This window comes from Enterobacter sp. Lyrl_3, from assembly GCF_051948675.1.
Lineage (GTDB): Bacteria > Pseudomonadota > Gammaproteobacteria > Enterobacterales > Enterobacteriaceae > Enterobacter > Enterobacter cloacae.
This window is the reverse complement of record NZ_JAYJLI010000001.1, coordinates 198,439-219,877: the sequence shown is the minus strand read 5'-3', so window position 1 is coordinate 219,877 and position 21,439 is coordinate 198,439. Positions and strand designations below refer to the sequence as shown.

The 21,439-nt window shown below is 55.7% G+C and carries 17 protein-coding genes; 11 read left to right on the top strand and 6 right to left on the bottom strand.

Features of this window, described 5'->3' with window-relative positions:
• Positions 1–13 precede the first annotated feature (13 nt).
• Positions 14–745, bottom strand: a complete 732-nt coding sequence (gene ycgR, locus VF709_RS01120; protein WP_023621730.1) for a flagellar brake protein YcgR — start codon at positions 743–745, stop codon at positions 14–16.
• 206 nt (positions 746–951) lie between these two features.
• Here ycgR and VF709_RS01115 point away from each other — a divergent pair, with 206 nt between their 5' ends.
• On the top strand, positions 952–1,206 hold the full coding sequence (locus VF709_RS01115; protein ID WP_013096161.1) for a GlsB/YeaQ/YmgE family stress response membrane protein: 255 nt from the start codon (positions 952–954) through the stop codon (positions 1,204–1,206).
• A 113-nt stretch (positions 1,207–1,319) separates the two neighbouring features.
• On the top strand, positions 1,320–3,422 hold the full coding sequence (locus VF709_RS01110) for a TonB-dependent siderophore receptor (protein WP_038419884.1): 2,103 nt from the start codon (positions 1,320–1,322) through the stop codon (positions 3,420–3,422).
• Between the two features lie 67 nt (positions 3,423–3,489).
• Here the strand turns inward: VF709_RS01110 and VF709_RS01105 are convergent, their stop codons facing one another.
• Positions 3,490–5,175 (bottom strand): alpha,alpha-trehalase, encoded by a 1,686-nt coding sequence (locus VF709_RS01105; RefSeq protein WP_038419882.1) that lies wholly within the window; start codon positions 5,173–5,175, stop codon positions 3,490–3,492.
• A gap of 365 nt (positions 5,176–5,540) precedes the next feature.
• Here VF709_RS01105 and VF709_RS01100 point away from each other — a divergent pair, with 365 nt between their 5' ends.
• A complete protein-coding gene (locus VF709_RS01100; protein WP_440230686.1) occupies positions 5,541–6,899 on the top strand; it encodes a glycoside-pentoside-hexuronide (GPH):cation symporter in 1,359 nt (452 codons plus the stop codon).
• A 94-nt stretch (positions 6,900–6,993) separates the two neighbouring features.
• Positions 6,994–8,373, top strand: coding sequence for a carbohydrate porin (locus VF709_RS01095; protein ID WP_013096165.1), 1,380 nt, complete (start codon positions 6,994–6,996; stop codon positions 8,371–8,373).
• 13 nt (positions 8,374–8,386) lie between these two features.
• On the opposite strand, the gene VF709_RS01090 is transcribed toward VF709_RS01095, so the two are convergent.
• The gene (locus VF709_RS01090; RefSeq protein WP_013096166.1) at positions 8,387–9,343 is read right to left on the bottom strand and encodes an AraC family transcriptional regulator; all 957 of its coding nucleotides are present in this window, start codon (positions 9,341–9,343) and stop codon (positions 8,387–8,389) included.
• A 115-nt stretch (positions 9,344–9,458) separates the two neighbouring features.
• Between VF709_RS01090 and VF709_RS01085 the strand changes: the two genes are divergently transcribed.
• The gene (locus tag VF709_RS01085; protein WP_013096167.1) at positions 9,459–10,646 is read left to right on the top strand and encodes an MFS transporter; all 1,188 of its coding nucleotides are present in this window, start codon (positions 9,459–9,461) and stop codon (positions 10,644–10,646) included.
• Between the two features lie 41 nt (positions 10,647–10,687).
• On the opposite strand, the gene gap is transcribed toward VF709_RS01085, so the two are convergent.
• Both gap and VF709_RS01075 read right to left on the bottom strand, forming a co-directional pair.
• Positions 10,688–11,698: a type I glyceraldehyde-3-phosphate dehydrogenase gene (gap, locus tag VF709_RS01080; protein WP_062728709.1), complete on the bottom strand. Its 1,011-nt coding sequence runs from the start codon at positions 11,696–11,698 to the stop codon at positions 10,688–10,690.
• A gap of 78 nt (positions 11,699–11,776) precedes the next feature.
• Positions 11,777–12,757 (bottom strand): GlxA family transcriptional regulator, encoded by a 981-nt coding sequence (locus tag VF709_RS01075; protein WP_013096169.1) that lies wholly within the window; start codon positions 12,755–12,757, stop codon positions 11,777–11,779.
• 164 nt (positions 12,758–12,921) lie between these two features.
• Between VF709_RS01075 and VF709_RS01070 the strand changes: the two genes are divergently transcribed.
• Together VF709_RS01070 and VF709_RS01065 are read left to right on the top strand one after the other, a co-directional pair.
• Entirely contained in the window at positions 12,922–13,893 is a 972-nt protein-coding gene (locus VF709_RS01070) for a fatty acid desaturase (protein WP_149896325.1), read from the top strand.
• On the top strand, positions 13,886–14,677 hold the full coding sequence (locus VF709_RS01065) for a phosphate/phosphite/phosphonate ABC transporter substrate-binding protein (protein WP_149896326.1): 792 nt from the start codon (positions 13,886–13,888) through the stop codon (positions 14,675–14,677). The genes VF709_RS01070 and VF709_RS01065 overlap by 8 nt, the downstream gene beginning before the upstream one ends.
• Here the strand turns inward: VF709_RS01065 and VF709_RS01060 are convergent.
• A complete protein-coding gene (locus VF709_RS01060; RefSeq protein WP_149896327.1) occupies positions 14,643–16,931 on the bottom strand; it encodes an FdhF/YdeP family oxidoreductase in 2,289 nt (762 codons plus the stop codon). The genes VF709_RS01065 and VF709_RS01060 overlap by 35 nt on opposite strands.
• An 861-nt stretch (positions 16,932–17,792) precedes the next feature.
• On the opposite strand from VF709_RS01060, the gene VF709_RS01055 reads away from it, so the two are divergent.
• Genes VF709_RS01055 through VF709_RS01040 form a run of 4 tightly spaced genes read left to right on the top strand, consistent with a single transcriptional unit; the run spans position 17,793 to position 21,439 of the window.
• Positions 17,793–18,287 (top strand): hypothetical protein, encoded by a 495-nt coding sequence (locus tag VF709_RS01055; protein ID WP_013096174.1) that lies wholly within the window; start codon positions 17,793–17,795, stop codon positions 18,285–18,287.
• Positions 18,288–18,310: 23 nt separating this feature from the next.
• Positions 18,311–18,814 (top strand): type VI secretion system lipoprotein TssJ, encoded by a 504-nt coding sequence (gene tssJ, locus VF709_RS01050; protein WP_013096175.1) that lies wholly within the window; start codon positions 18,311–18,313, stop codon positions 18,812–18,814.
• 25 nt (positions 18,815–18,839) lie between these two features.
• On the top strand, positions 18,840–20,183 hold the full coding sequence (gene tssK / locus VF709_RS01045; protein ID WP_013096176.1) for a type VI secretion system baseplate subunit TssK: 1,344 nt from the start codon (positions 18,840–18,842) through the stop codon (positions 20,181–20,183).
• A gap of 17 nt (positions 20,184–20,200) precedes the next feature.
• The gene (locus tag VF709_RS01040) at positions 20,201–21,439 is read left to right on the top strand and encodes a DotU family type VI secretion system protein (protein ID WP_013096177.1); all 1,239 of its coding nucleotides are present in this window, start codon (positions 20,201–20,203) and stop codon (positions 21,437–21,439) included.

The following is a 21,439-nucleotide window of genomic DNA, read 5'->3' as shown; positions in this document are numbered from 1 at the left end:
TGCCCGGCTCCTGTCACAACACTTTATTCGCCCGCTCCCGCGCCTCTCGCTCCAGAGAATAGATAATCCGCTGCAGTTCACGCTCTGCGCCCGGCCCGACGTTCAGGAAGCGGAAGCTCAGACGCGGCGTGACGATCGTTTCATTTTTGCTGTCGACCACCTTACGCTCGCTGATGGCAATCAGCTGCGCATCAAAGTAAAAACGCCCCCAGCCTCCCATATCCAGTTCGATTTGGGTAAATCGCATGCCTTCTACCAGTCCGTCAGGCTTTGGCGTATCCATCAGCGCACCCATGCCGCCCAGGGAGAGGTCAAAAAGGCGAAAGCGGATCTCTTTTTTGTCCGGCATTTTGGCCTTACCAAAATAGGCAGGATGAAGCGGGGCACTGATACGAAAATATTCACGGCGCTGAACAAACCAGAGGTTGGCCGGCAGCGGGGTGACAAACGCCGGAAGACCACCGTATTCGCTCAACTCCAGGCGCGGCAGGACAAACTCCACTTTTGCGCCGTGCGTTTCTGCCATCACCGAGATTTTCTCCGCCCGCAGCGCGGCGCGGTTTTCATGCTCCTGGCTGCCCAGGTCAATGACCAGCCTCTCTGCAGAAGCATCCAGGATCTTGCTGATGAATTGATTGTTTGACCAGCTGATGCGCAGCGGCACCTCGCCTTTTTGCAGGTCGCGCAATACCCCTAATACAGCCAGCGGATTTTGCTTCAGGAACTGCTCACTGTAATTACTCACGCCGGATGGCTCCTTGATAAATGACAGACTGTCTCTGCGTTATCGGCAGCGTGAAACGAAACTTAATACAAACCGGTGAGTTTTTTTCGCAGTACAGAGAAGTTAAGTCGGTGAGATGAAATCGGTTTTACCGTGATGACCTATACTTACGTTACCTGCGCGGAAGGTTTTCTGCGCATGCGTTAAACCTGCAAGAGGGCATCGCTATGGGTATTATCGCGTGGATCATCTTTGGTCTTATTGCCGGGGCTATCGCTAAACTCATCATGCCGGGAAATGATGGCGGCGGCTTTATATTGACCTGTGTTCTTGGGGTTGTTGGTGCGGTTGTCGGCGGCTGGCTGGCGACCATGTTTGGCTTTGGGGGCGACATCAGTGGATTCGACCTGCACAGTTTCCTTGTGGCTGTGGTGGGCGCCATTGTTGTCCTGGGCATATTCAGGTTGCTCCGACGGGCATAGATGACACAAAACGGCTCTCGCGACAGGGCCGTTTTTTTTGTCGTGATATTGATTTGCTAATCGAAATGATAATAATTGTCGTTCCTAGTTACATATAATCACAAGACGACATTATGAACACCTCACGTTTTGCAGTATGCGCGTTGGCAGGAGCCGTGACGCTGGCATTACAGGCACAGGCATTTGCTGAAGAATCCACCATTCTTGTCACCGGCTCTGAGCAGGGCAGCGTTCTCCCCGCATGGACAAACAGCGCAACCAAATCGGCCGTTGCCGAAAGTAAAACGCCGCAGGTGATCGATACCGTCTCTGCGCAGCAGATCGCGCAACGCCATGCCAACTCCGTGAACGAAATCCTGCGCTATGTTCCGGGCGTTTCGACAGAGCTGCGTGGCAATACCACCTACATGAGCGAATATAAAATCCGTGGTTTTTCCGTTGACCAGGAGTTCTACAACGGACTGCAACTGCCGTATAACGTCACCGGAAATACCAAAGCGCGCATCGATCCACTGCTGATTGAAAGCGTTGATATCCTCAAAGGGCCATCTTCTGTGCTCTACGGCGGTGGCTCCCCGGGGGGGCTGGTAAATATTCAGGGTAAAAAGCCACAAAAAACCGCCCATACCGAGTTGGGTTTCAACACCGGCAATCGCAATCTGAAGGAGGGTTATCTCGACTCGACCGGACAAATTGCCGACAGCGACTGGAACTACCGACTGCTGGGCAAAGCCACGGAAAATGACGATCAGCCCCATACCACGCGCTATGAAAATTATCTGGTTGCCCCGTCCGTGACCTGGGAGCCGGACAGCAAAACGCGTCTTACGGTTGATGCACTGGCGCAAAACTCCCCGAGCCTGTCTCCATCCAACCCGTTGCCGCTTGCTTATCTGCACTCGAAATATGCCGACCGCCGGGATTATGCCGGGGATGAGTGGAGCGGTTTCAAACAGCGTCAGTGGATGCTGGGCTACAGCTTTGAACATGAGTTTGACAGTGGCTGGGGCTTTAACCAGAAAGCACGGTACTTTGATGTCGACACCCACCAGCGCAGCGTTTATGCCACGGGGACGGGGAGCGCGGTCTACCAGCTTAACCGGTTTGCTTACACCACGGATGAAGATCTGAAGAGCTTCAACATCGATAACCAGGTCACCAAAACCGTGGCGCTGGGAGAGTGGAAACACCACCTGTTGGCCGGGTTTGACTATCAAAAGATGGACTCTCACTTCTACTACCGTTATGCCTCAACAACGCCTGGCATCGATATGCGAAATCCTGACTATTCGCAGATCAACGAACGCGATCTCGGGTTGTATACGGGGCAGAAAAATCGTCTGAGCTATCAGCAAAACGGCTATTACCTGCAGGATCAGGTGGAGTTTGGCGGTTTAAATCTGCTGGCCAGCCTGCGTTATGACGATTACCGCTCGGTAACCACCAATTATATGCAGAATGGCGACAAGGCGTGGGTCTCGCAGGACCGCGTGACCAAACGCCTGGGCGCGCTTTACGCGTTTGAGAATGGGCTTTCACCGTTCATCAGTTACTCCGAAGGGTTTGCCCCGGTGTCGCCGCAGGGGACGCTTACGGCTAAAGACGTGAAGCCAACCACCAGCAAGCAGGTGGAAGGCGGGGTCAAATACCTGCTGGCGGATTACGCCACAACCTTTACCGCCTCGGTATTTAATATCCGTCAGAAAAATGTCGTCACCTCCGATCCGGGCTTCCTGAATTACAGCCAGACCGGAGAAGTGGAATCTAAAGGGGCTGAGCTCTCAATCGTCAGCCGCCCAGCGGATAACGTGACCCTGATTGCCAACTATGCCTACACCCATCTGATCAATACCGAAGATGACAAATACCAGGGCAAACGGCCAACGCAGGTGCCGGAGAACGCGTTCAACCTGTGGGGGGATTACACCTTTGACAACACGCCGCTGAGAGGGCTGATGCTGGGGGCAGGGGCGCGCTACACCGGACCCATGGAAATTTCACCGAACAACGATGCGGGCAAACTGGGCGGCACCATGCAGTACGATCTGGCGGCCTCCTATCGTATGGGGGAAATCCTGCCGTCGCTGGAGGGATTAACGCTGAAAGCCAGCGCGCAAAACATCACCAACAAAGAGACGCTGACCTGCTACGACGCGACAAACTGCTGGATTGGGCGTGACCGGACGTATCAGTTGGGGGCGAGCTACAGCTTCTGATTATCGTTTCCCTCTCCCGCAGGGAATGCAGGCCGGGTAGGCGTTAGCGCCCCCCGGCATTGTTCACTTACTGCGCCGTACTTTTCACCGGCGCAGCCTCATCATTCGCCGCAGGCTGATTCTGCGGCACGCTGTCACACGGTTTCTCTTTCGGACAGACCAGATCCAGCATCTTCAGCGTCACGCCGTTGCTCCAGCCGAATCCATCCTGTAGCGGATACTCACCGCCGCCGCCGCCCGTACCGGTGGAGGAGACATCATATTTCTCCACCAGTTTCTGCTCGCGATCGTAGGTATGCTGAACATTTTTCAGGAAGCGCCAGGTGACATCCATCGCGACCTTGTCCTGTCCATAATTCTGCAACCCTTCCGTGGCTACCCACTGCAGTGGCGCCCAGCCATTGGGGGCATCCCACTGCTGGCCGCTGTTCACGGTGGTGGTGGTGATGCCGCCCGGTTTCAGCAGACGTGAGGACGTCGCTGCAGCCACTTTATCCGCGCGATCCTGTGCTGCGGCCTTCACATACAGCGGGAAGAGGGTTGCAGCCGTGAGCTGATTACGCACCTTCTTACTCTTCAGGTCGTAATCCGCATACCATCCCTCTTTATCGTTCCACAGATACTTCTCCATCGCCTTCTGGCGCGCCGTGGCCAGGGCTTCATATTTGCTCGCGCTGGCGGCATCGCCGCTCTCCTGGCTTGCCCGGGCGAGCAGTTTTTCCATCTTGAACATCAGGGCGTTCAGATCCACCGGCACAATACTGGTGGTGCGGATGGTGCCCAGCTTTTGTGGATCGTCCATCCAGCGGGAGCTGAAGTCCCAGCCTGAGGCCGCCGCAGAGCGCAAATCGCGGTAGATTTCGGTTGCCGGGCGGTTAGGGTTGCTTTTGGCGGTGGTGATATCGTCAAGCCACGACTCCGGACGCGGCGTGTCGCGGTCATCCCAGTAGCGGTTAAGCAGCGAGCCATCCTCCAGCTTCACCACGCGTTTGTTGGCCTCTCCGGCCTGCAGCGCATCTGCGCCCTCCATCCAGTAGGCGTACTCCTTTTCCATCTGCGGACGGTATTTCTTCAGCGCCTCGCTGTCGTGCGTGGCCAGCAGTTCCACCATCAGCGAGAAAAATGGCGGCTGGGAGCGGCTCAGATAGTAACTGCGGTTGCCGTTCGGAATGTGCCCCCATGTATCCAGCTCGTAGGCAAAGTTGTCCACCATATCGCTGATTTTGTCCCAGTGGCCGCTTTCCGCCAGCCCTAACATGGTGAAATAGCTGTCCCAGTAGTAGACCTCGCGGAAACGCCCGCCCGGCACAACGTAGGATTTTGGTAAGGGCAGGAGTGAATCCCATTTGTTACTGGCTTTATCGGTGGTACGCGTCAGCACAGGCCACAGCCCGTCAATATGCTCACGCAGGCTCTGCCCCGCAGGAGGAACATATTTTTCCCCTTCCGCGGGAAGCGTGAAGTTCATATCAACAAAATGGCGTAAATCAAACCCGGACTGACGACGCTGCATGCGGTAGTCGGCCAGGATCGTCAGGGGATCGCTTTTCGGTACGGCATCGGCAAAGGTTTTTTGATCGGGGAAGAGTTTGGCGCTCTGGACATCGTTGAAAAGAGGGCCGAGCAAGATATCCGGTGAATTTGTCTGGCCAGAGTTCATCTCTTCCGCGTTGCCTGTCGCGGCAACCGCGAGCAGCGCACTGCCCAGAACCAGAGGTAAGAGGCGAGGGCGCAGCTTTTGAGGTGTTATCATTGGTGCTTCTCCTTATTTCGCTGAGCAGCGGTCACGCTGTAATCATTCACCAGAAAACCTTAGTCGAATATTCCGCGCTTCGCGTGTCGAACATCGCACTTTGCACAAATCCAGACAATTTACCGTTGCGTTTAATGCCCCGGTGGCGCGGCTGAAATATTGATATTGTGAATGGCTGTAGGCGAGAAAATAAATTGCGATCCGTTACGCATAATTTTCCGGATAAAGGCTTTCTTTTAATTATCCCGATCACATAAAGCAAAAAACATAACTTCATGGTGAAAAAACATAATGGATCGCCTCGTTGCGCTCAGGCGAAATTATTGCCAAAGCAGAAACCGGTTTCATCAATAAGGAGTAACGTGATGTCAGTGAGTGAAAAAATTCCGGTCCGGGAAAAAATAGGCTACAGCCTTGGAGATGCCGCGAGTCATATTGTTTTTGACTCCTCGGTCGCCATTCTGGCGTATTACTATACGGATATTTATGGCTTACCCCCGGCCGTAATGGGAACCATGTTTCTTTTGGTCCGCTTATTAGATGCCATTACCGACCCCGTTATGGGAGCGATTGCCGATGCAACATCCACTCGCTGGGGACGTTTTCGCCCCTGGCTGCTGGCGATATGCGTTCCTTTTGCGGTGAGTTGCGTGCTGGTATATTCCATACCTGATTTTACTGAAACCGGGAAAATTTATTATGCCGTTGGCGCGTATATATTTATGACCCTGATGTATACCGCCATAAATATCCCGTATTGTTCTCTGGGGGCGGCGCTGACGTCCGATCCGCGTGAAAACCTCTCGTTGCAGTCCTGGCGCTTTGCCATTACGCCAATTGGCGGGGCGCTCGGCACCGCGCTGATTCTGCCCCTGGCGGACTATCTCTACCCCGGCGACAGGGCGACCGGTATCCAGGTGGCGATGGCGCTTTTTGGCGCAATCGGCTGCGTGATGTTTATCATTTGTTTTGTTACCACCAAAGAGCGCGTCCAGCCGATCAAAGAGGAGAATCTGAACATCGCCCGGGACGTTAAAATCCTCTTTCGTAACGATCAGTGGCGCATTCTCTCGATCTACAACTTTATGATGCTGGTGGCGGTGGTGATCCGCGGTGGTGCAGTGGTCTATTACGTGAACACTGTTCTCAACAAGGGGGCTGACGTCATCTCGTTCTTTATGCTGGGCGGGATGCTGGCCTCGATGTTTGGTTCGGTTCTGGCGCAGCCGTTCGGGACCCGTTTTTGCAAGGTTAAACTCTCGTTCTGGATCAAAATTCTCAACGCTGCGTTAGGTGTGGCCTGCTTCTGGCTGCCGCTGGAGTTCTGGGTCATTCCACTGATTGCCCATGTGTTCATTCAGATTGTCCAGGGCGGTAACGGCGCGTTGCAGTGGTCAATGATCACTGATGCAAATAATTACGGTGAATGGAAAACCCAACGTCGTATTACAGGTATGAATGTTGCGGCCAATATTTTCGTGATTAAGTTGGGTGTCGCCGTCGGTGGTGCCATTCTGGGGTGGGTGCTGGCCTGGTTTAATTACCAGTCGAACAGTACAGTACAGTCAGAATCCGCCATTCAGGGCGTTATTTTATTGTTCACGTTAATCCCATCACTCTTTTATTTACTCACCGCATTCTCGATCAAATTTTATAAATTAACTGAAAACGTCATGAATGGCGTGGTGAGTGATTTAAACAAAGGCGAATTCGCTAACTCTTAATAGTTGAAGCAATAAGCCGATAATTCATTTGAATTATCGGTGAGGTTCTCTGTGTCCGTCAGGAAATAATGATTAATTCACGAGGATGGAGTCGATGAAAGTGAAATACCTTGCACTGCTCGTCAGTGCGTTTTGTTCTACCGCAGCAATGGCAGCAAATGATACCCAACGTCTGGAAGATAAACTGGCGCAACTGGAGGCGCGCCTCGAAAAGGCCGAAACAAGGGCAGCAAAGGCAGAAGCACAAATTCAGGTTCTTGAGCAACAGCAGCATCCCGTGGTAGCTGCAAATCCTGTGGTGGTTGAATCCACAGAGCCTGCGACAGCGCAAACGGCACCTAAGCTTACGTTATCCGGCTACGGTGATATTAAATTTTATGGTGACGTTGAATTTAATATGGATGCGGCCAGCAAGACCGGCAGTTTAACGTCCATGAAAACGACAGCCAATAAAGACTGGGCACCCGGTAACCATGAACGCTGGGATATTAACGGGCGTTTGCTGCTGGGGTTTGACGGCTATAAGCGAATGGAAAACGGCAATTTTGCCGGTTTCTCCGTACAGCCGCTGGCGGACTTAACGGGCAAAATGAACCTGGATGACGCGGTCTTCTTCTTTGGCACGGAAAACGACTGGAAGGTAAAAGTTGGCCGCTTTGAAGCCTATGACATGTTCCCGCTAAACCAGGATACCTTCGTTGAATATTCCGGCAACACCGCTAACGATCTCTACGGCGATGGTTACGGCTATATCTATATGATGAAAGAGGGGCGGGGGCGTAGCGACAGCGGCGGTAACTTCCTGCTGAGTAAAACCTTGGGCAACTGGTATCTCGAGGTTAACACGCTGCTGGAAGACGGCAGCTCGCTGTTTGTTGACCAGCAGTATCATGGCATGGACCTGGATAACGATAAAAACGTCGCCTACGTCCGTCCGGTGATTGCCTGGCAGGAAGGAAACTTCTCGACCGCCATCGCGATGGAGAGCAACCTCGTCAACAATGCCTACGGCTACCACGATGCGTCCGGAAGATGGGTCGACCAGTCTGACCGCACCGGCTATGGCTTTACCATGACCTGGAACGGGCAAAAAACCGATCCGGATGACGGTATCGTGGCGAACCTGAATACCGCCTACATGGATGCTACCGACGAGACGGATTTCACCGCGGGCGTGAATGCCTTATGGCGCAATGTTGAGCTGGGCTATATCTACGCGCATAACCAGATCGATAATTTCAACACCGCCAACTTTAATGCGGATTGTGATGGCGACTGCTGGGTGACCGATCCCGGTGATTATGATATTCACACCATTCATGCGTCGTACCTGATCCCGAACGTCATGAAGATGAAGAATTTCAATATCTATCTTGGCGCGTATGCTTCGTGGGTTGAAGCACATCCGAATGACGGCGATGACCGTAACGACGATCGCTATGGCGGGCGCGTGCGCTTCAAATACTACTTCTGATGTCCTGCGCCAGTCAGGCCTCTTCCGGGGTCTGGCTGGTCTCCCGCAGCGTGCCCGGCGCATGGCCGATTATTCGCTTGAACGCCCGGCTAAACGCCGCAAGGGATCCGTACCCCAGGCGCAGTGCGACCGTTTCAATAGGCTGATTTTCATGGCGAATGTACTGAATGGCCAGGCGCATCCTCAATTCGCTGAGGTATTTCGCCGGGGTGGTGCCCGTCGCGGCGAGAAAACGTTCCGCAAACACCGAGCGGGAGGTGCCAGCCTCTTTTGCCAGATCCGCCACGCTCCAGTTCAGACCTGGCTGCTGGTGCATGGCGTAAATGGCCCGGCTCAGACGCGGGTCACGCAGTACCTGCACCCAGCCGGTGGCTTTTCCGCAGCCTCCTTCAACCCAGCCCCGCACGATTAGCGCCGCCACCACGTCCGCCAGCCGCGCGAGGATCCCGGCGAATCCGGCCTGACGCGTCATGGATTCGCGCTCCATCGCCGCCAGCAGCGGGTGGATCTCCGGCCAGGTGGACATCAACCGGCTCACCATCATCACCTCCGGCATCGCTTTAATTAGCGGCTGCATTCCGCCCAGTTCAAAGTCCATGCATCCGCTGAAAATCACGGTGTTCTCGCTGTCCGGGCAGGGTTCGCAGGTGATGGCGCAGACCGAGCCGCAGATAGGCTCGCTGGGAAACGCGCTAACCGGCGTGATGGTTGCTTTCTCGTCAGACAGCAGGGCGTGCGCATTACCGTTCGGAATAAAAAGGGCATCGCCGCCGCTTAAGGTGAACGTTGCGCCACTCTCCATACGCAGCAGGGCGCTGCCGCGGCTGACAAAATGAAACTGTGCTTTGCCCGGCGCCTGGTGGAACGCCACGCCGAAAGGCGCGCTGGCTTCAATGCGGCGGTATTTCACGCCCGACAGGCGCATTCCGCGCAACAGCTCGCTGATCAGATCGGGGGACTGAGCGGTCATGGCAAAACTCCGGACGAATAATCAATAAGTGGAGATTATATGTCATAGATCGTCCAGGGTGAACACTCTATCCTTTTGCGACAGTTGTCACATTTTCATAACGGGAGATCAACAGATGAGTTCATGTGTCGCGGCGAGAGAGGCTGTTGTGCCTGCAAAACCCGCCTGGCGGGCCGTCTATTCACTGGGGCTGGGGGTGTTTGGTTTGATCACGGCGGAGTTCCTGCCCGCCAGTTTGTTAACGCCCATGGCCGCAAGCCTGGGCGTAACGGAAGGGATGGCTGGGCAGGCAGTGACCGCCACCGCGCTGGTCGCGCTGGTCACCGGATTGCTGATCACCCCGGCGACCAAAAGTATCGACCGTCGCTGGGTACTGATGTTTTTCTCGGTGCTGCAAATCGTCTCCAGCCTGCTGGTGGCTTTTGCACCCACGCTGCACGTACTGCTGATGGGACGCCTGCTGTTAGGGATTGCCATCGGGGGATTCTGGGCGATGTCGACCGCCACGGCGATGCGTCTGGTGCCCGCCGATAAAGTGCCGAAAGCGCTGGCGGTGATCTTCTCCAGTGTGTCGATCGCCACGGTGGTCGCGGCCCCGCTGGGCAGCTATCTTGGCAGCCTGATTGGCTGGCGTAACGTCTTTATCCTCTGCATTCTGCCGAGCATGCTGGCGTTGCTGTGGCAGCTCTGGGTACTGCCGTCAATGAAGCCGGAGAGCAGCGGCAGCCTGGGGACACTGTTCCGCGTGCTGCGTCGTCCGGGAATGATCGGTGGAATGCTGGCGACCATTCTGATCTTCAGCGGTCATTTTGCCTTCTTTACCTATCTGCGTCCGTTCCTTGAAACGGTGGGGCAGGCAAGCGTGGAGAGCATCTCGCTGATCCTGCTGGGCTTTGGGATTGCCAACTTTATCGGTACCTCCGTAGCCGGACATCTGCTTGCGCGTAATCTGCGCCTGACGCTGGCGCTGGTACCGTTCGCCATGGGCGTGCTGGCACTCACTATGGTGGCGTTTGGTCATCTGGCGATACTGGATGGATTGCTGGTGGCGATGTGGGGCTTTGCGTTTGGTCTGGTTCCGGTGGGCTGGTCAACCTGGCTTGCCACGACGGTGCCAGATGAAGCCGAAAGCGCAGGTGGTTTGCTGGTAGCCTCTATCCAGCTGGCAATCAGCGCCGGTGCTGCCGTGGGCGGGGCGGTATTTGACCTCAACGGCGCCAGCGGCGTCTTTGCCGGAAGCGGTTTCCTGCTGGTAACGGCGATGGTGATTGTGTTGATGGGCGTGAAGGTTAAGGCGGAGTGAATTATTAGCCGGGTAAGCGCAAGCGCCACCCGGCTTAAACCTTACAACCCTTTCTTATCCATCAGCACCGCCAGATCCACCAGGCGGTTAGAGAAGCCCCACTCGTTGTCATACCACGCCAGAATTTTCACCATCCGACCACCAATCACCAGGGTGGAGAGACCGTCAATAATCGAAGAGCGCGGGTCGCCCTGATAATCGCTGGAGACCAGCGGTTCATCGCTGTATCCCAGAATGCCTTTCAGTGGGCCGCTGGTCGCAGCTTTGCGGAACGCATCGTTCACCTCTTCGGCCGTAACGTCACGGCTCAGCGTCACCGTTAAGTCCACAATCGAGACCACCGGAACCGGTACGCGCAGGGAATAGCCGGTCAGCTTGCCGTCCAGAGACGGGATGACTTTCCCCAGTGCCTTCGCGGCACCGCTGGAGTACGGCACAATCGACAGGGCTGCCGCACGTGCGCCGCGCAGATCTTTTTCCGGCTGGTCGTGTAGCGCCTGACTGTTGGTATAAGCGTGCGTGGTGTTCATCAGGCCATGCTCAATACCAAACTGCTGATGCAGGACCTGAGCGGCCGGGGCCAGGCCGTTCGTGGTGCAACTCCCGTTGCTCACTACCACGTGCTTAGCCGGATCGTACTGCTCGTGGTTAACGCCCATCACCACCGTCAGATCGTCATTTTTACCCGGCGCGGAGATGATGACGCGCTTCGCCCCGCCGTGGGTGATATGCACCAGCGCTTTTTCGCGCTCGGTGAAGAAACCGGTCGCTTCAATCACCACGTCAACGCCCGCATCCCGCCAGGGAATATTCGCTGGATCGCGTTCGCTAAAGACGGTAATGCGCTGGCCGTCAACCTGCAGCGCGCCGTCCGCCGCTTCAACGGGGGCCGGTAGCGTGCCGAGCAGGGAATCATGCTTAAGCAAATGGGCGAGGGTTTTGCTGTCCGTCAGATCGTTAATCGCCACAATCTGCAGGTCCGGATTGCCCAGTGCCGCGCGCAGGAAATTACGTCCGATACGGCCGAAACCGTTAATGCCGACCTTAACCATAATGCACTCCTTATCTCTGTTGTCTGGAGTCACTGTAGGCTTCAGGCCGGATGGCGTAAACGACAAAAAAGGATCACATTACGCCATTTTGCGGCAGTGAAAACGCTGACGGTATTCACCGGGTGTGAGGTGGAGCTGTTTTTCAAATACGCGACGCAGGTTGATGCTGGTGCCAAATCCGCTTTTCTCGGCGATAACGGACAGCGGATCGTCGGTCTGTTCAAGCAACTGTCGGGCTGCGGCAAGGCGCGCTTCGGTCACATAGCGTGCCGGAGACGCCCCCGTGTCGCGGGTGAATACCCGGGTGAAATTGCGCGGGCTCATGGCTACTTTTTCCGCCAGCTTTTCGACGCACAGATCGGCCGTCAGGTTTTGCAGGATCCAGGTTTGCAGCTCGCTGATGGGGCCGGAGGAGCCGGACTGCGACAGGTTATAGCGGCTGAACTGTAGCTGTCCTCCCGGGCGGCGCAGATACATCACCATATCCTGCGCCACGTCGCGCGCGAGGCTGAAGCCATAATCGTCTTCCACCAGCGCCAGGGTCAGATCAAAGCCGGAGCTCACGCCACCGGAGGTCCAGATGGGGCCATCCTGAATATAGAGCGGTCCTCCCTCAACACGGATGGTGGGGTACTGCGCTTGCATGGTTTCCAGCAGCCGCCAGTGGGTGGTTGCCCGACGGCCGTCAAGCAAACCGGTCTGGGCCAGCAGCATTGCACCACCGCAAATGGAGGCGATCCGACGCGCATGGGGGGCTGCAAGATGCAGCCAGTCCACCACGGCGGTGCTCTCCTGCTCGTTCATGCCGCGCCCGGTAATGATGATGGTATCAAGCGGCTCACGGGGATCCAGCTCCGGCAGGCGATAATCTGCCAGCAGATTGAGACCAGACTGGCCGTGGATCACCTGGTGCGGCTGGGTCGTGGCGATGATGATGCGATAGCAGGGCTGCGCAAGGCCTCCCGGATGCAGGCGGTTGGCTTGCATCAGAATGTCGGCGATGCCAGCGGCTTCAAACAACATGCCGCCGTCAGGAACAATAATCAGGATCTTCTTCATGTCCTGGAAAGTACCTTTATTGCAAAATAAGTCAAGCGGAGGGCAAGGGAGTTAACGGGCGCTACGCGCCTTTCTGGCAAAGCAAAGTGATTTAAGTTCTTTGTTATTTCAGGCGTTATCCCGGATCGTCAGCATATTATCTTTGGCGAAACGGCTCTGAAGGAATGGGTAAACGAAGCTCCCTCTATTTACATCCGCAGCAACGCGACCAAATTCACCATCTCGCCTCGGGGTTTCTCTGGCGAACCGAACTGCCCACGTGGCTATTGATCGCCACCATTTATGGCGGCTGGTTCTCGACGCTGGCGTTCTGGCACACCCTCGGTCTGCTGCCTGCCACGCTGTTGCTGATTGGGTTTACCGCCTGGTATATGTCCCTCCAGCATGAATTGATCCACGGCCATCCCACGCGTTTCGTGTGGCTGAACCAGCTCTTTGGCACGCTGCCGCTGGCGGTCTGGTATCCGTATGGCCTGTACCGGGATTCTCATCTGGCCCACCATCGTCACGACCATCTCACCATTCCGGTGGATGACCCGGAGTCATACTACTTTACGCAGGCGAGCTGGGCGCGATTGTCGCCCTGGCAGAAGCGGGTGATCCACGCCCGAAACACCTTTACCGGGCGACTGTTGCTGGCGCCGCTGCTGGATATTCTCCAGACGCTGGGCAGCGCGGTGGCGGCGTTTCGCCATCTGCAACTGCGGGCGATGGTGATGTGGCTTGTGCATATAGCGTTATTGGCGCTGCTTTTTACCTGGATGATGCACAACGGTTTCTCTCCGCTCTGGTTTGTGCTGGCGGTAAGCTACCCGGCGCTGGCGCTTACAAAAGTACGCTCTTTTCTCGAACATCGCGCGGCGGACGACCCGCTGGCGCGTTCGGTGATTAACGAAGCAGGCTTGTTCTGGCGCGTGCTGTTTTTAAATCTTAACTACCATTCAATACATCACGATTTACCCGGCGTGCCCTGGTACGGGCTGAAGACGATCTATCTGCAAAACCAGCAGGCGTACCGGGAGCGTAACCACGGGTTTCTGGTGAGAGGGTATGGCGAATGGATGCGGCGGTTCTGGAAAACGTCGGTGGACGTCACCGTACATCCCTTGCGTCAACAGGAGGAAGGAGATGAGTAACCGGCTGGCGTTTCCGATGTATGCGGTGGATAGTACAGATACTCTTGCCCTGTGGCGGGCCGTCCAGCGTCTGCTGGTGGCGCGTGGTCTGCCGGTGGATAAGTTTATTCCCGGCAGGCCTGAGCCTGACCTGCTGGCACACTGGCAGCAGCCTAATCTTATCCTGAGCCAGACCTGCGGCTACCCGCTGATGACACAACTGCCGGAGGTGCAGGTCGTCGGCTGTTTTCACTACCGGGTACCGGGCTGCGAAGGCATTCACTACCGCAGTTTTCTGGTGGTACGTGATGAGGATAAACACCGCACGCTGGCTGATTTTCGCGGACGGCGGGTGGTATGTAACGCGCCCGATTCCCAGTCTGGCTACAATGCGCTGCGCAACCGCGTGCCGTCACGTGCGTTAAACACCTGGTTCTCAGAGGTTATCTTTAGCGGCAGCCATCGCCAGTCGCTGATCGAGGTAAAACGTGGGGGAGGGGATATCGCAGCGATCGACTGCGTGACGTATGCGCTGTTGCAGCGGCATGAACCGACCCTGCTGGCGGGGCTAACTGTGATTGACCAGACACCCCTCACGCCAGGACTGCCGCTGATCACTGCGTCCGGCACCACCCCCGAAACGCTTCATGCCATCCGTGATGCGCTAACCACGCTGGTGAGCGCCCCGGAATACCGGGGCGTGTGTGATGCGCTGTTTATCGGCGGGTTTAGCGTCGTGGCGCGTGAGGCCTGGTCTGTGTTAACCGGGATTACAGCGGACGGATCTCTTTCGAGCGCAGGGTGAGGCGGACGGGCACCGATTTATACGACGGCGTGCCGCTCTCTTTATCCAGATAGTCGAGCGGAACCAGCACGTTAGCCTCAGGATAGTAGGCCCCGACCGAGCCCGGAGCGATGGCATACGCCACCACAGTGATATCCTCCAGACGCTGAGCGCTGCCTGGCAGGGCGGTTTCGATATCCACCCGGTCGCCGTGCTCCAGTCCTGACTGCGCCATATCCGCTTCATTCATAAACAGCACGTCGCGACGGCCAAAGACGCCCCGGTAGCGGTCGTCGAGAGCGTAAATCGTGGTGTTGTACTGGTCGTGACTGCGCAGCGTGATCAGACGCAGGACGTTATCGCCTTCACCGCTGGCATCCTCATTGACCCCTTCAAATACCGAGAACATCGCTTTGCCTGTCGCCGTCGGCCAGATACGTTTCGTGGGCGGCAGCGGCATACGGAATCCACCGGGTACCCGGATCCGCGCGTTATAGTCCTCAAAGCCCGGAATGGTCTGCTCAATCAGATCGCGAATGCGATCGTAATCCGCAACCAGGTGCATCCAGTCCACGCGGGTTGTCTTCAGGGTCGCTTTCGCCATGCCGGCCACAATAACCGGTTCAGCGCGAAGCAGAGGAGAGGCGGGTTTCAGCTTGCCTGAGGAGGCATGAACCATCGACATGGAATCTTCAACGGTAATGGACTGACGTCCGCTGGCCTGCATATCCAGTTCCGTGCGGCCAAGGCAGGGGAGAATGAAGGTCTCTTTACCCACCAGCAGGTGCGTACGGTTCAGCTTGGTGCCAACGTGCACGCTCAGATCCAGCTTACTCATCGCCGGGAAGCCGTTTTCGTGATCGGGCATCGCCACCGCAAAGTTGCCGCCGAGGCAGATAAGCGCTCTGGCACGACCGTCAATCATGGCCTGGGTTGCCTGCACTGCGTCGTGGCCATGGTGAGAGGGCGGCTCAAAGCCAAACACCTCCTTAAGTCGGTTCAGAAATGCCGGGGTTGGTTTCTCGCTTATCCCGACGGTACGGTTTCCCTGAACGTTAGAGTGGCCGCGCAGCGGACAGATCCCCGCACCGGACTTGCCTATATTGCCGCGCAGCAGCAGCACATCGGCGATCAGGCGGACGTTGGAAGTCCCTTTATTATGCTGCGTAATGCCCATGCCGTAGGTAATGATGGTGGCATTCGATTTCGCGTAGGCATCGGCGACCTGTTTCAGCGCCGCCTGGCTCAGCCCGGACTCGCGCTCAATGGCGTCCCAGCTCGTTTGCGCAATGTCTGCCGCAAAGTCTTCAAAGCCCTGTGTGTGTTCAGCGATAAACGCGTGGTCGAGCACGTTGCCACGCCCGGCTTCCATTTGCAGCAGGTGTTTGGCGATGCCTTTTAGCGCGGCGGCATCGCCACCGGCTTTAACCTGAAAGTAGGTAGAGGCGATGTCGGTAGAGCTGTAGGTTGCCATCTCAATCACGCTCTGGGGATCGGCAAACCGTTCCAGCGCGCGCTCGCGCAGCGGGTTCAGGACGATGATCGGCACGCCGCGGCGAGCCAGTTCATGCAGGGTGCCCATCATACGCGGATGGTTGGTGCCGGGATTATGCCCGATGGAGATCACCAGCTCCGTCTTGTCAAAATCGTCCAGCGAGACGGTGCCTTTCCCGATACCAATGGAGCGCGGTAAACCGACGCTGGTGGCTTCGTGACACATGTTGGAGCAGTCGGGAAAATTATTGGTTCCGTACTCACGGGCAAAAAGCTGGAACAGCCAGGCCGCTTCGTTGGAGGCGCGGCCGGAGGTATAAAACTCCACCTGGTCTGGTTCAAGCCCACGCAGAACCTCGCCGATGCGTTCGAAGGCATCCTCCCACTCAACGGGGCGGAAGGTGTCACTTGCCCGGTCATAGCGCAGGGGATGGGTCAGGCGCCCGTATCCTTCCAGCTCAAAGTCAGATTTTGCCAGTAACGACGTAACGGTGTTATGAGCGAGGAACTCAGGAGTCACCCGTTTGCTGGTGGCTTCCCAGGTGACGGCTTTTGCCCCGTTCTCGCAGAACTGGAACGTGGATTTATGCTCTTTGTCTGGCCACGCGCAGCCCGGGCAGTCGAAGCCGTCAGGCTGGTTGGTGCGCAACAGCGTGGCGGGAGCATCCAGGGCATCCATCTGTGTTCGCACGGCAATTGCCGTCGCTTTTAATGCTCCCCAGCCGCCTGCAGGGCCGTCGTAAGGTCTGATGCCGGGAACGGCACGTCGTTTGTTATTCATTCCAGATTACCCTGTTAGACCGCCGGTCGTGCATGATGCGGCTGAGAAAAATTAAAGAAATCATAACAAATTTTTATCATGTCGATAATGTGTCCTGACAAGGTGGCGTGAAGGCGACAATGTTAGTGACAGTAAAATTTCAAACGAAAGGCGGGCAGGGGAACCTGCAATATATTTACCCGACGATGCTGAAGGCGATAAAGTGAACAATGCGCCGGGGAATAAAGATGTAGTCCTGCTTAACTGTTAATTCACTGCGGGTGGTGTAAATCGTGCCTCTAAGGGATTAAAGGCACCAGGTTATTTTGCGCCGTAAAATTAATTTTTTTCATCGTCTATGAATTGTCTTAATTCAGGGCGGAAAAGTCATCGCTATTAAAGATACGCTATCAATGCAACAAATAATTCATGGAAGATATATTCATACTCCCCCTGAAAAAAATCCCCATTCTACTAATTATGGTAGTGGCGATAATAGCAGTATTGCGTTAATGACAATGGTTCTCTTTTGATTTTTTTGTTTCTCAATCAATGGTTTGTGTTAGAGGAACGCGTAATAATAAGACAAATTCAGCAAAGTAAGCTTTTTTTCTCAGATTAATCCTATAATGAGTCGGGTGCTTCATTAAGCAGCAGTTGTGAGGAAGGAAATATTGAATTGGTGACAAGCTCATGTAAACTTGTTTACCGTTTGTCAAAATATGTCAGGAAGACGCTGGGCCTTATTCTGAAGGGCTCGTGCGGTAGCTATGCCCGAATAATAGTAACGCCCCGAAAATATCCTGGCTATTTTAACGATAGCACTTAAGTCAAACTTCATCCCCTTTATCTCATCATCGAAATATCGCTACGGAAAAGCATATGAAAATGCGCGTATTGTTTTCACTTCTGTTTGTAATGGCGGTGGCGGGCTGTAAAGCGCCGCAGAAACCTGTGATCACCGACGATACGATCGTGACCAGCCAGGTCAACGGCGTCACCTTAACCCACCGTCATGCCATCACGCCTCCTGCTGAGTTCACTCAGGTTAACGAGCCATACCGTGCCATGTATCCGGCCTCCCTGATGAGCCGCCCTGATTTCGGTGGGAAAGTGGTCAGTACGCTTGTCACCGGTAAAACCTACGTGGTGCTGGGGCAGGTTGAACACTACTGGATGGCGCTTGCCGATGAAGGACAAGACCAGCTGATTGGTTACGTTCCAATGCGTGCGGTAATCAAAGCCGATCAGTACGAAGCCACCGTGCGTAAACAGGCTATTCGTCCTAAGGCGCGTAAAAAAGCGACCTGTGTCGATGTCGATGGTAACAGCAAAGCCTGCAAAGACAGCGCTAACGGTACCTGGATCCTGAACTAAACGGCTTTTCTGAGCGTATTTTTATGAATAATAAAAATTTTCATAAGCTGTGGTTCGTCTTTTACGCGGTGATATTCGCCCTGGTCAGTGGTTGTTCGTCGTCTTCACACAGCGACCCCTCCCGCTACAATCTGCAGTTTCAGGCTCATCCACAAATCAATGATTCTGCGCCGCTTAAAGTCAGAGTGCTGCTGTTGAAGTCCGATGCGGATTTCATGTCCAGTGACTTCTATTCCCTGCAGAACAACGCGTCAGCCACGCTTGGCGCGAATCTGCTGAACAGCGATGTTTTCTTCCTGATGCCGGGCCAGCTTTCGAAAACCCTTAGCGGACAAAGCTCACCCGAGGCGCGCTATATCGGTGTTATGGCCGAATATCAGATGCTGGATGGAAAGAAATGGCGTGTCTCACTCCCACTGCCTGTTCCGGGCGAAAACCATCTCTACCAGTTCTGGAAATGGTCATCCGATGAACTCCAGGCCAATGTCTTTCTCGACATAAATGGCATCCGGGTCATCAGCCAGTAACGCGCTTAAAAACAGGAAACCTATCATGACCAAAGCAGAGAAGGTCGTCTGGACCGAAGGCATGTTCCTGCGTCCACACCATTTTCAACGGACAGAAAGTTATCTGCTCAACCACGTTCGGGAATGGGGTGCGCTGCAGCGATCGTATCTTTGGGGCTTCCTCGATGTTGAACTGGACGAAGCGATGCTTCGCCAGGGCTGCATTGCCCTGAGCTATGCCAGCGGTGTGCTACCCGACGGTACGTTTTTCCAGGTTCGCAATGGGCGCAATGGCCCAGCCCCGCTGAAAATTCCTGACAATCTCACCAACGAAAAGGTGGTGCTCGCGCTGCCGGTACGTAGGGGAGAGCGTGAAGAGGTTATTTTCAGCGAAGAGCCCGCGTCACTGGCGCGTTTTATCGCCTTCGAACAGGAGGTGGAAGACGATAACGCCATGTCGGTGGGGGATGCCACGGTGCAGTTTGGCCGTTTACGTCTGACCCTGATGCTGGAAAAAGATCTGACGGCCGAATGGACGGCGATTGGCATCGCGTTTGTCGCGGAAAAGCGCAACGACAACCATGTGCGTCTGGATAGCAGCTACATTCCGCCGATGCTGAACGCCTGCAACAGCCCGCAACTTTACAGCATGGTCAACGATCTCCACGGCTTGCTGGTGCAGCGCAGCCAGCAGATTGGGGGGCGTTTGCGCCAGCCTGGCCGCTTTAACACCTCAGAGCTGATCGAATTTACGCTGCTGTCGCTGGTTAACCGTCACCTGGGCGAAGTCTCCCATTTAAAAACGCTCCCGCTACTGCACCCGGAAACGCTCTGGCGCAGCTGGCTGCCGTTTGCCACGGAGCTTGCCACCTGGACCTCGCAACGCACCGCCGAAAGCGTGCTGCCGATTTACGATCACGACGACCTTGCGGGATGCTTCAGCAAGCTGATGCTGATGCTGCGTCAGGGGCTGTCGCTGGTGATGGAAGATCAGGCCATTCAGCTGCCGCTGAACGAGCGCTCCCATGGCCTGAACATCGCCACGGTGCCGGAGACCAGCATGGTGCGCGAGTTCGGCTTCGTCCTGGCGGTCAAAGCCAACGTGCCGGGCGAACACCTGCAAACCCATTTCCCTGCCCAGATGAAAGTCGCGCCGGTGTCGAAAATCCGCGATCTGGTTCAGTTACAGCTGCCGGGCATCATGCTGCGCGCCATGCCGGTTGCGCCGCCGCAAATCCCATGGCATGCGGGCTACAGCTACTTTGAGCTGGAGAAGGGCAGCGAGCTGTGGCACGAGATGGATAAGTCCGGTGCATTCGCCCTGCATCTCGCAGGGGAGTTCCCGGGTCTTGATATGGAGTTTTGGGCCATCCGTAGCCCGACTGAATAATAAAGCGAGCGCTTAATATGCAGGAACGACAGGATACCGGCAGTGATGCCGCGTTTACCGGAGCCAGTAGCAACAATCAGCTGGTGGCGGCCGCCAATCCGCTGCTCAACGCGATTCCGCAAATCCGTCATTCGGTGTCTCATGACGATCAGGTGGCACTGCGCCAGCGTCTGATCGACGAGATTCGCCGTTTTGAAGTCCGCTGCCAGCAGGCAGGGCTGGCGTATGAGGTGATCGTCGGGGCGCGCTATTGCCTCTGCACGGCGCTGGATGAAGCCGCGGCGCTGACCCCCTGGGGCAGCAGCGGTGTCTGGTCAAGCAATGGTCTGCTGGTCACGTTTCATAATGAAACCTGGGGCGGCGAAAAGTTCTTCCAGCTGCTGGCGCGTCTGTCGCAGAACCCGCGTGAACATATCCTCCTGCTGGAGATGATCAACTACTGCCTGCTGCTCGGTTTCGAAGGGCGCTATCGGGTTCTGGATAATGGCCGCACCCAGCTGGAAACTATAAAGCAGCGGCTGTGGCAGATGATCCGTGGCGTGCGCGGCAGCTATCCGGCACCGCTCTCTCCACACCCGGAAGATCGTCCCGTGCTGCGCAAGCTGTGGCGGCCGATGGTGCCGCTGTGGGCCTGTGTCGCGCTGGCCGGGTTTATCGCCTGCCTGTTCTACATCATTCTCAACTGGCGTCTTGGCGACAACACCAACCCGGTACTGGCGAAGATTTACCAGTCTCAGCTGCCTGAAACCACCATTCAGCAACCTGCGCGTCAACTGCCTGCGGTGCTTAACCTGCGTGGCTTCCTGAAGCCGGAAATCGACGCCGGTCTGGTGGCGGTGAAGGATGAAGCGGATCGCAGCGTGGTGATCCTGAAAGGAGACGGGCTGTTTGCTTCTGCTTCTACCGTGGTGCGTGACCGCTATGAGCCGGTCATCAACCGGATTGCCCAGGCGATGAACAACGTCAGCGGCAAAATTCTGGTGGTGGGCTACAGCGATAACGTGCCAATTCGCAGTGCGCGCTTCGCCTCCAACTATGAACTCTCTTTGGATCGCGCCCGGTCCGTGCAAAAAATGTTGCAGGGAAGCCTCTCGCAGCCTGACCGCGTGAAAGCGGAAGGGCGGGGAGAGATCAATCCTGTGGCGCCAAACAATACGCCTGAAAACCGCGCCCGTAACCGCCGTGTGGAAATAACTCTGCTGGTGTCGCCTGAAAATACGCAGGCTGAGCTGAACGGATTGCCGCAAGGAAACTAA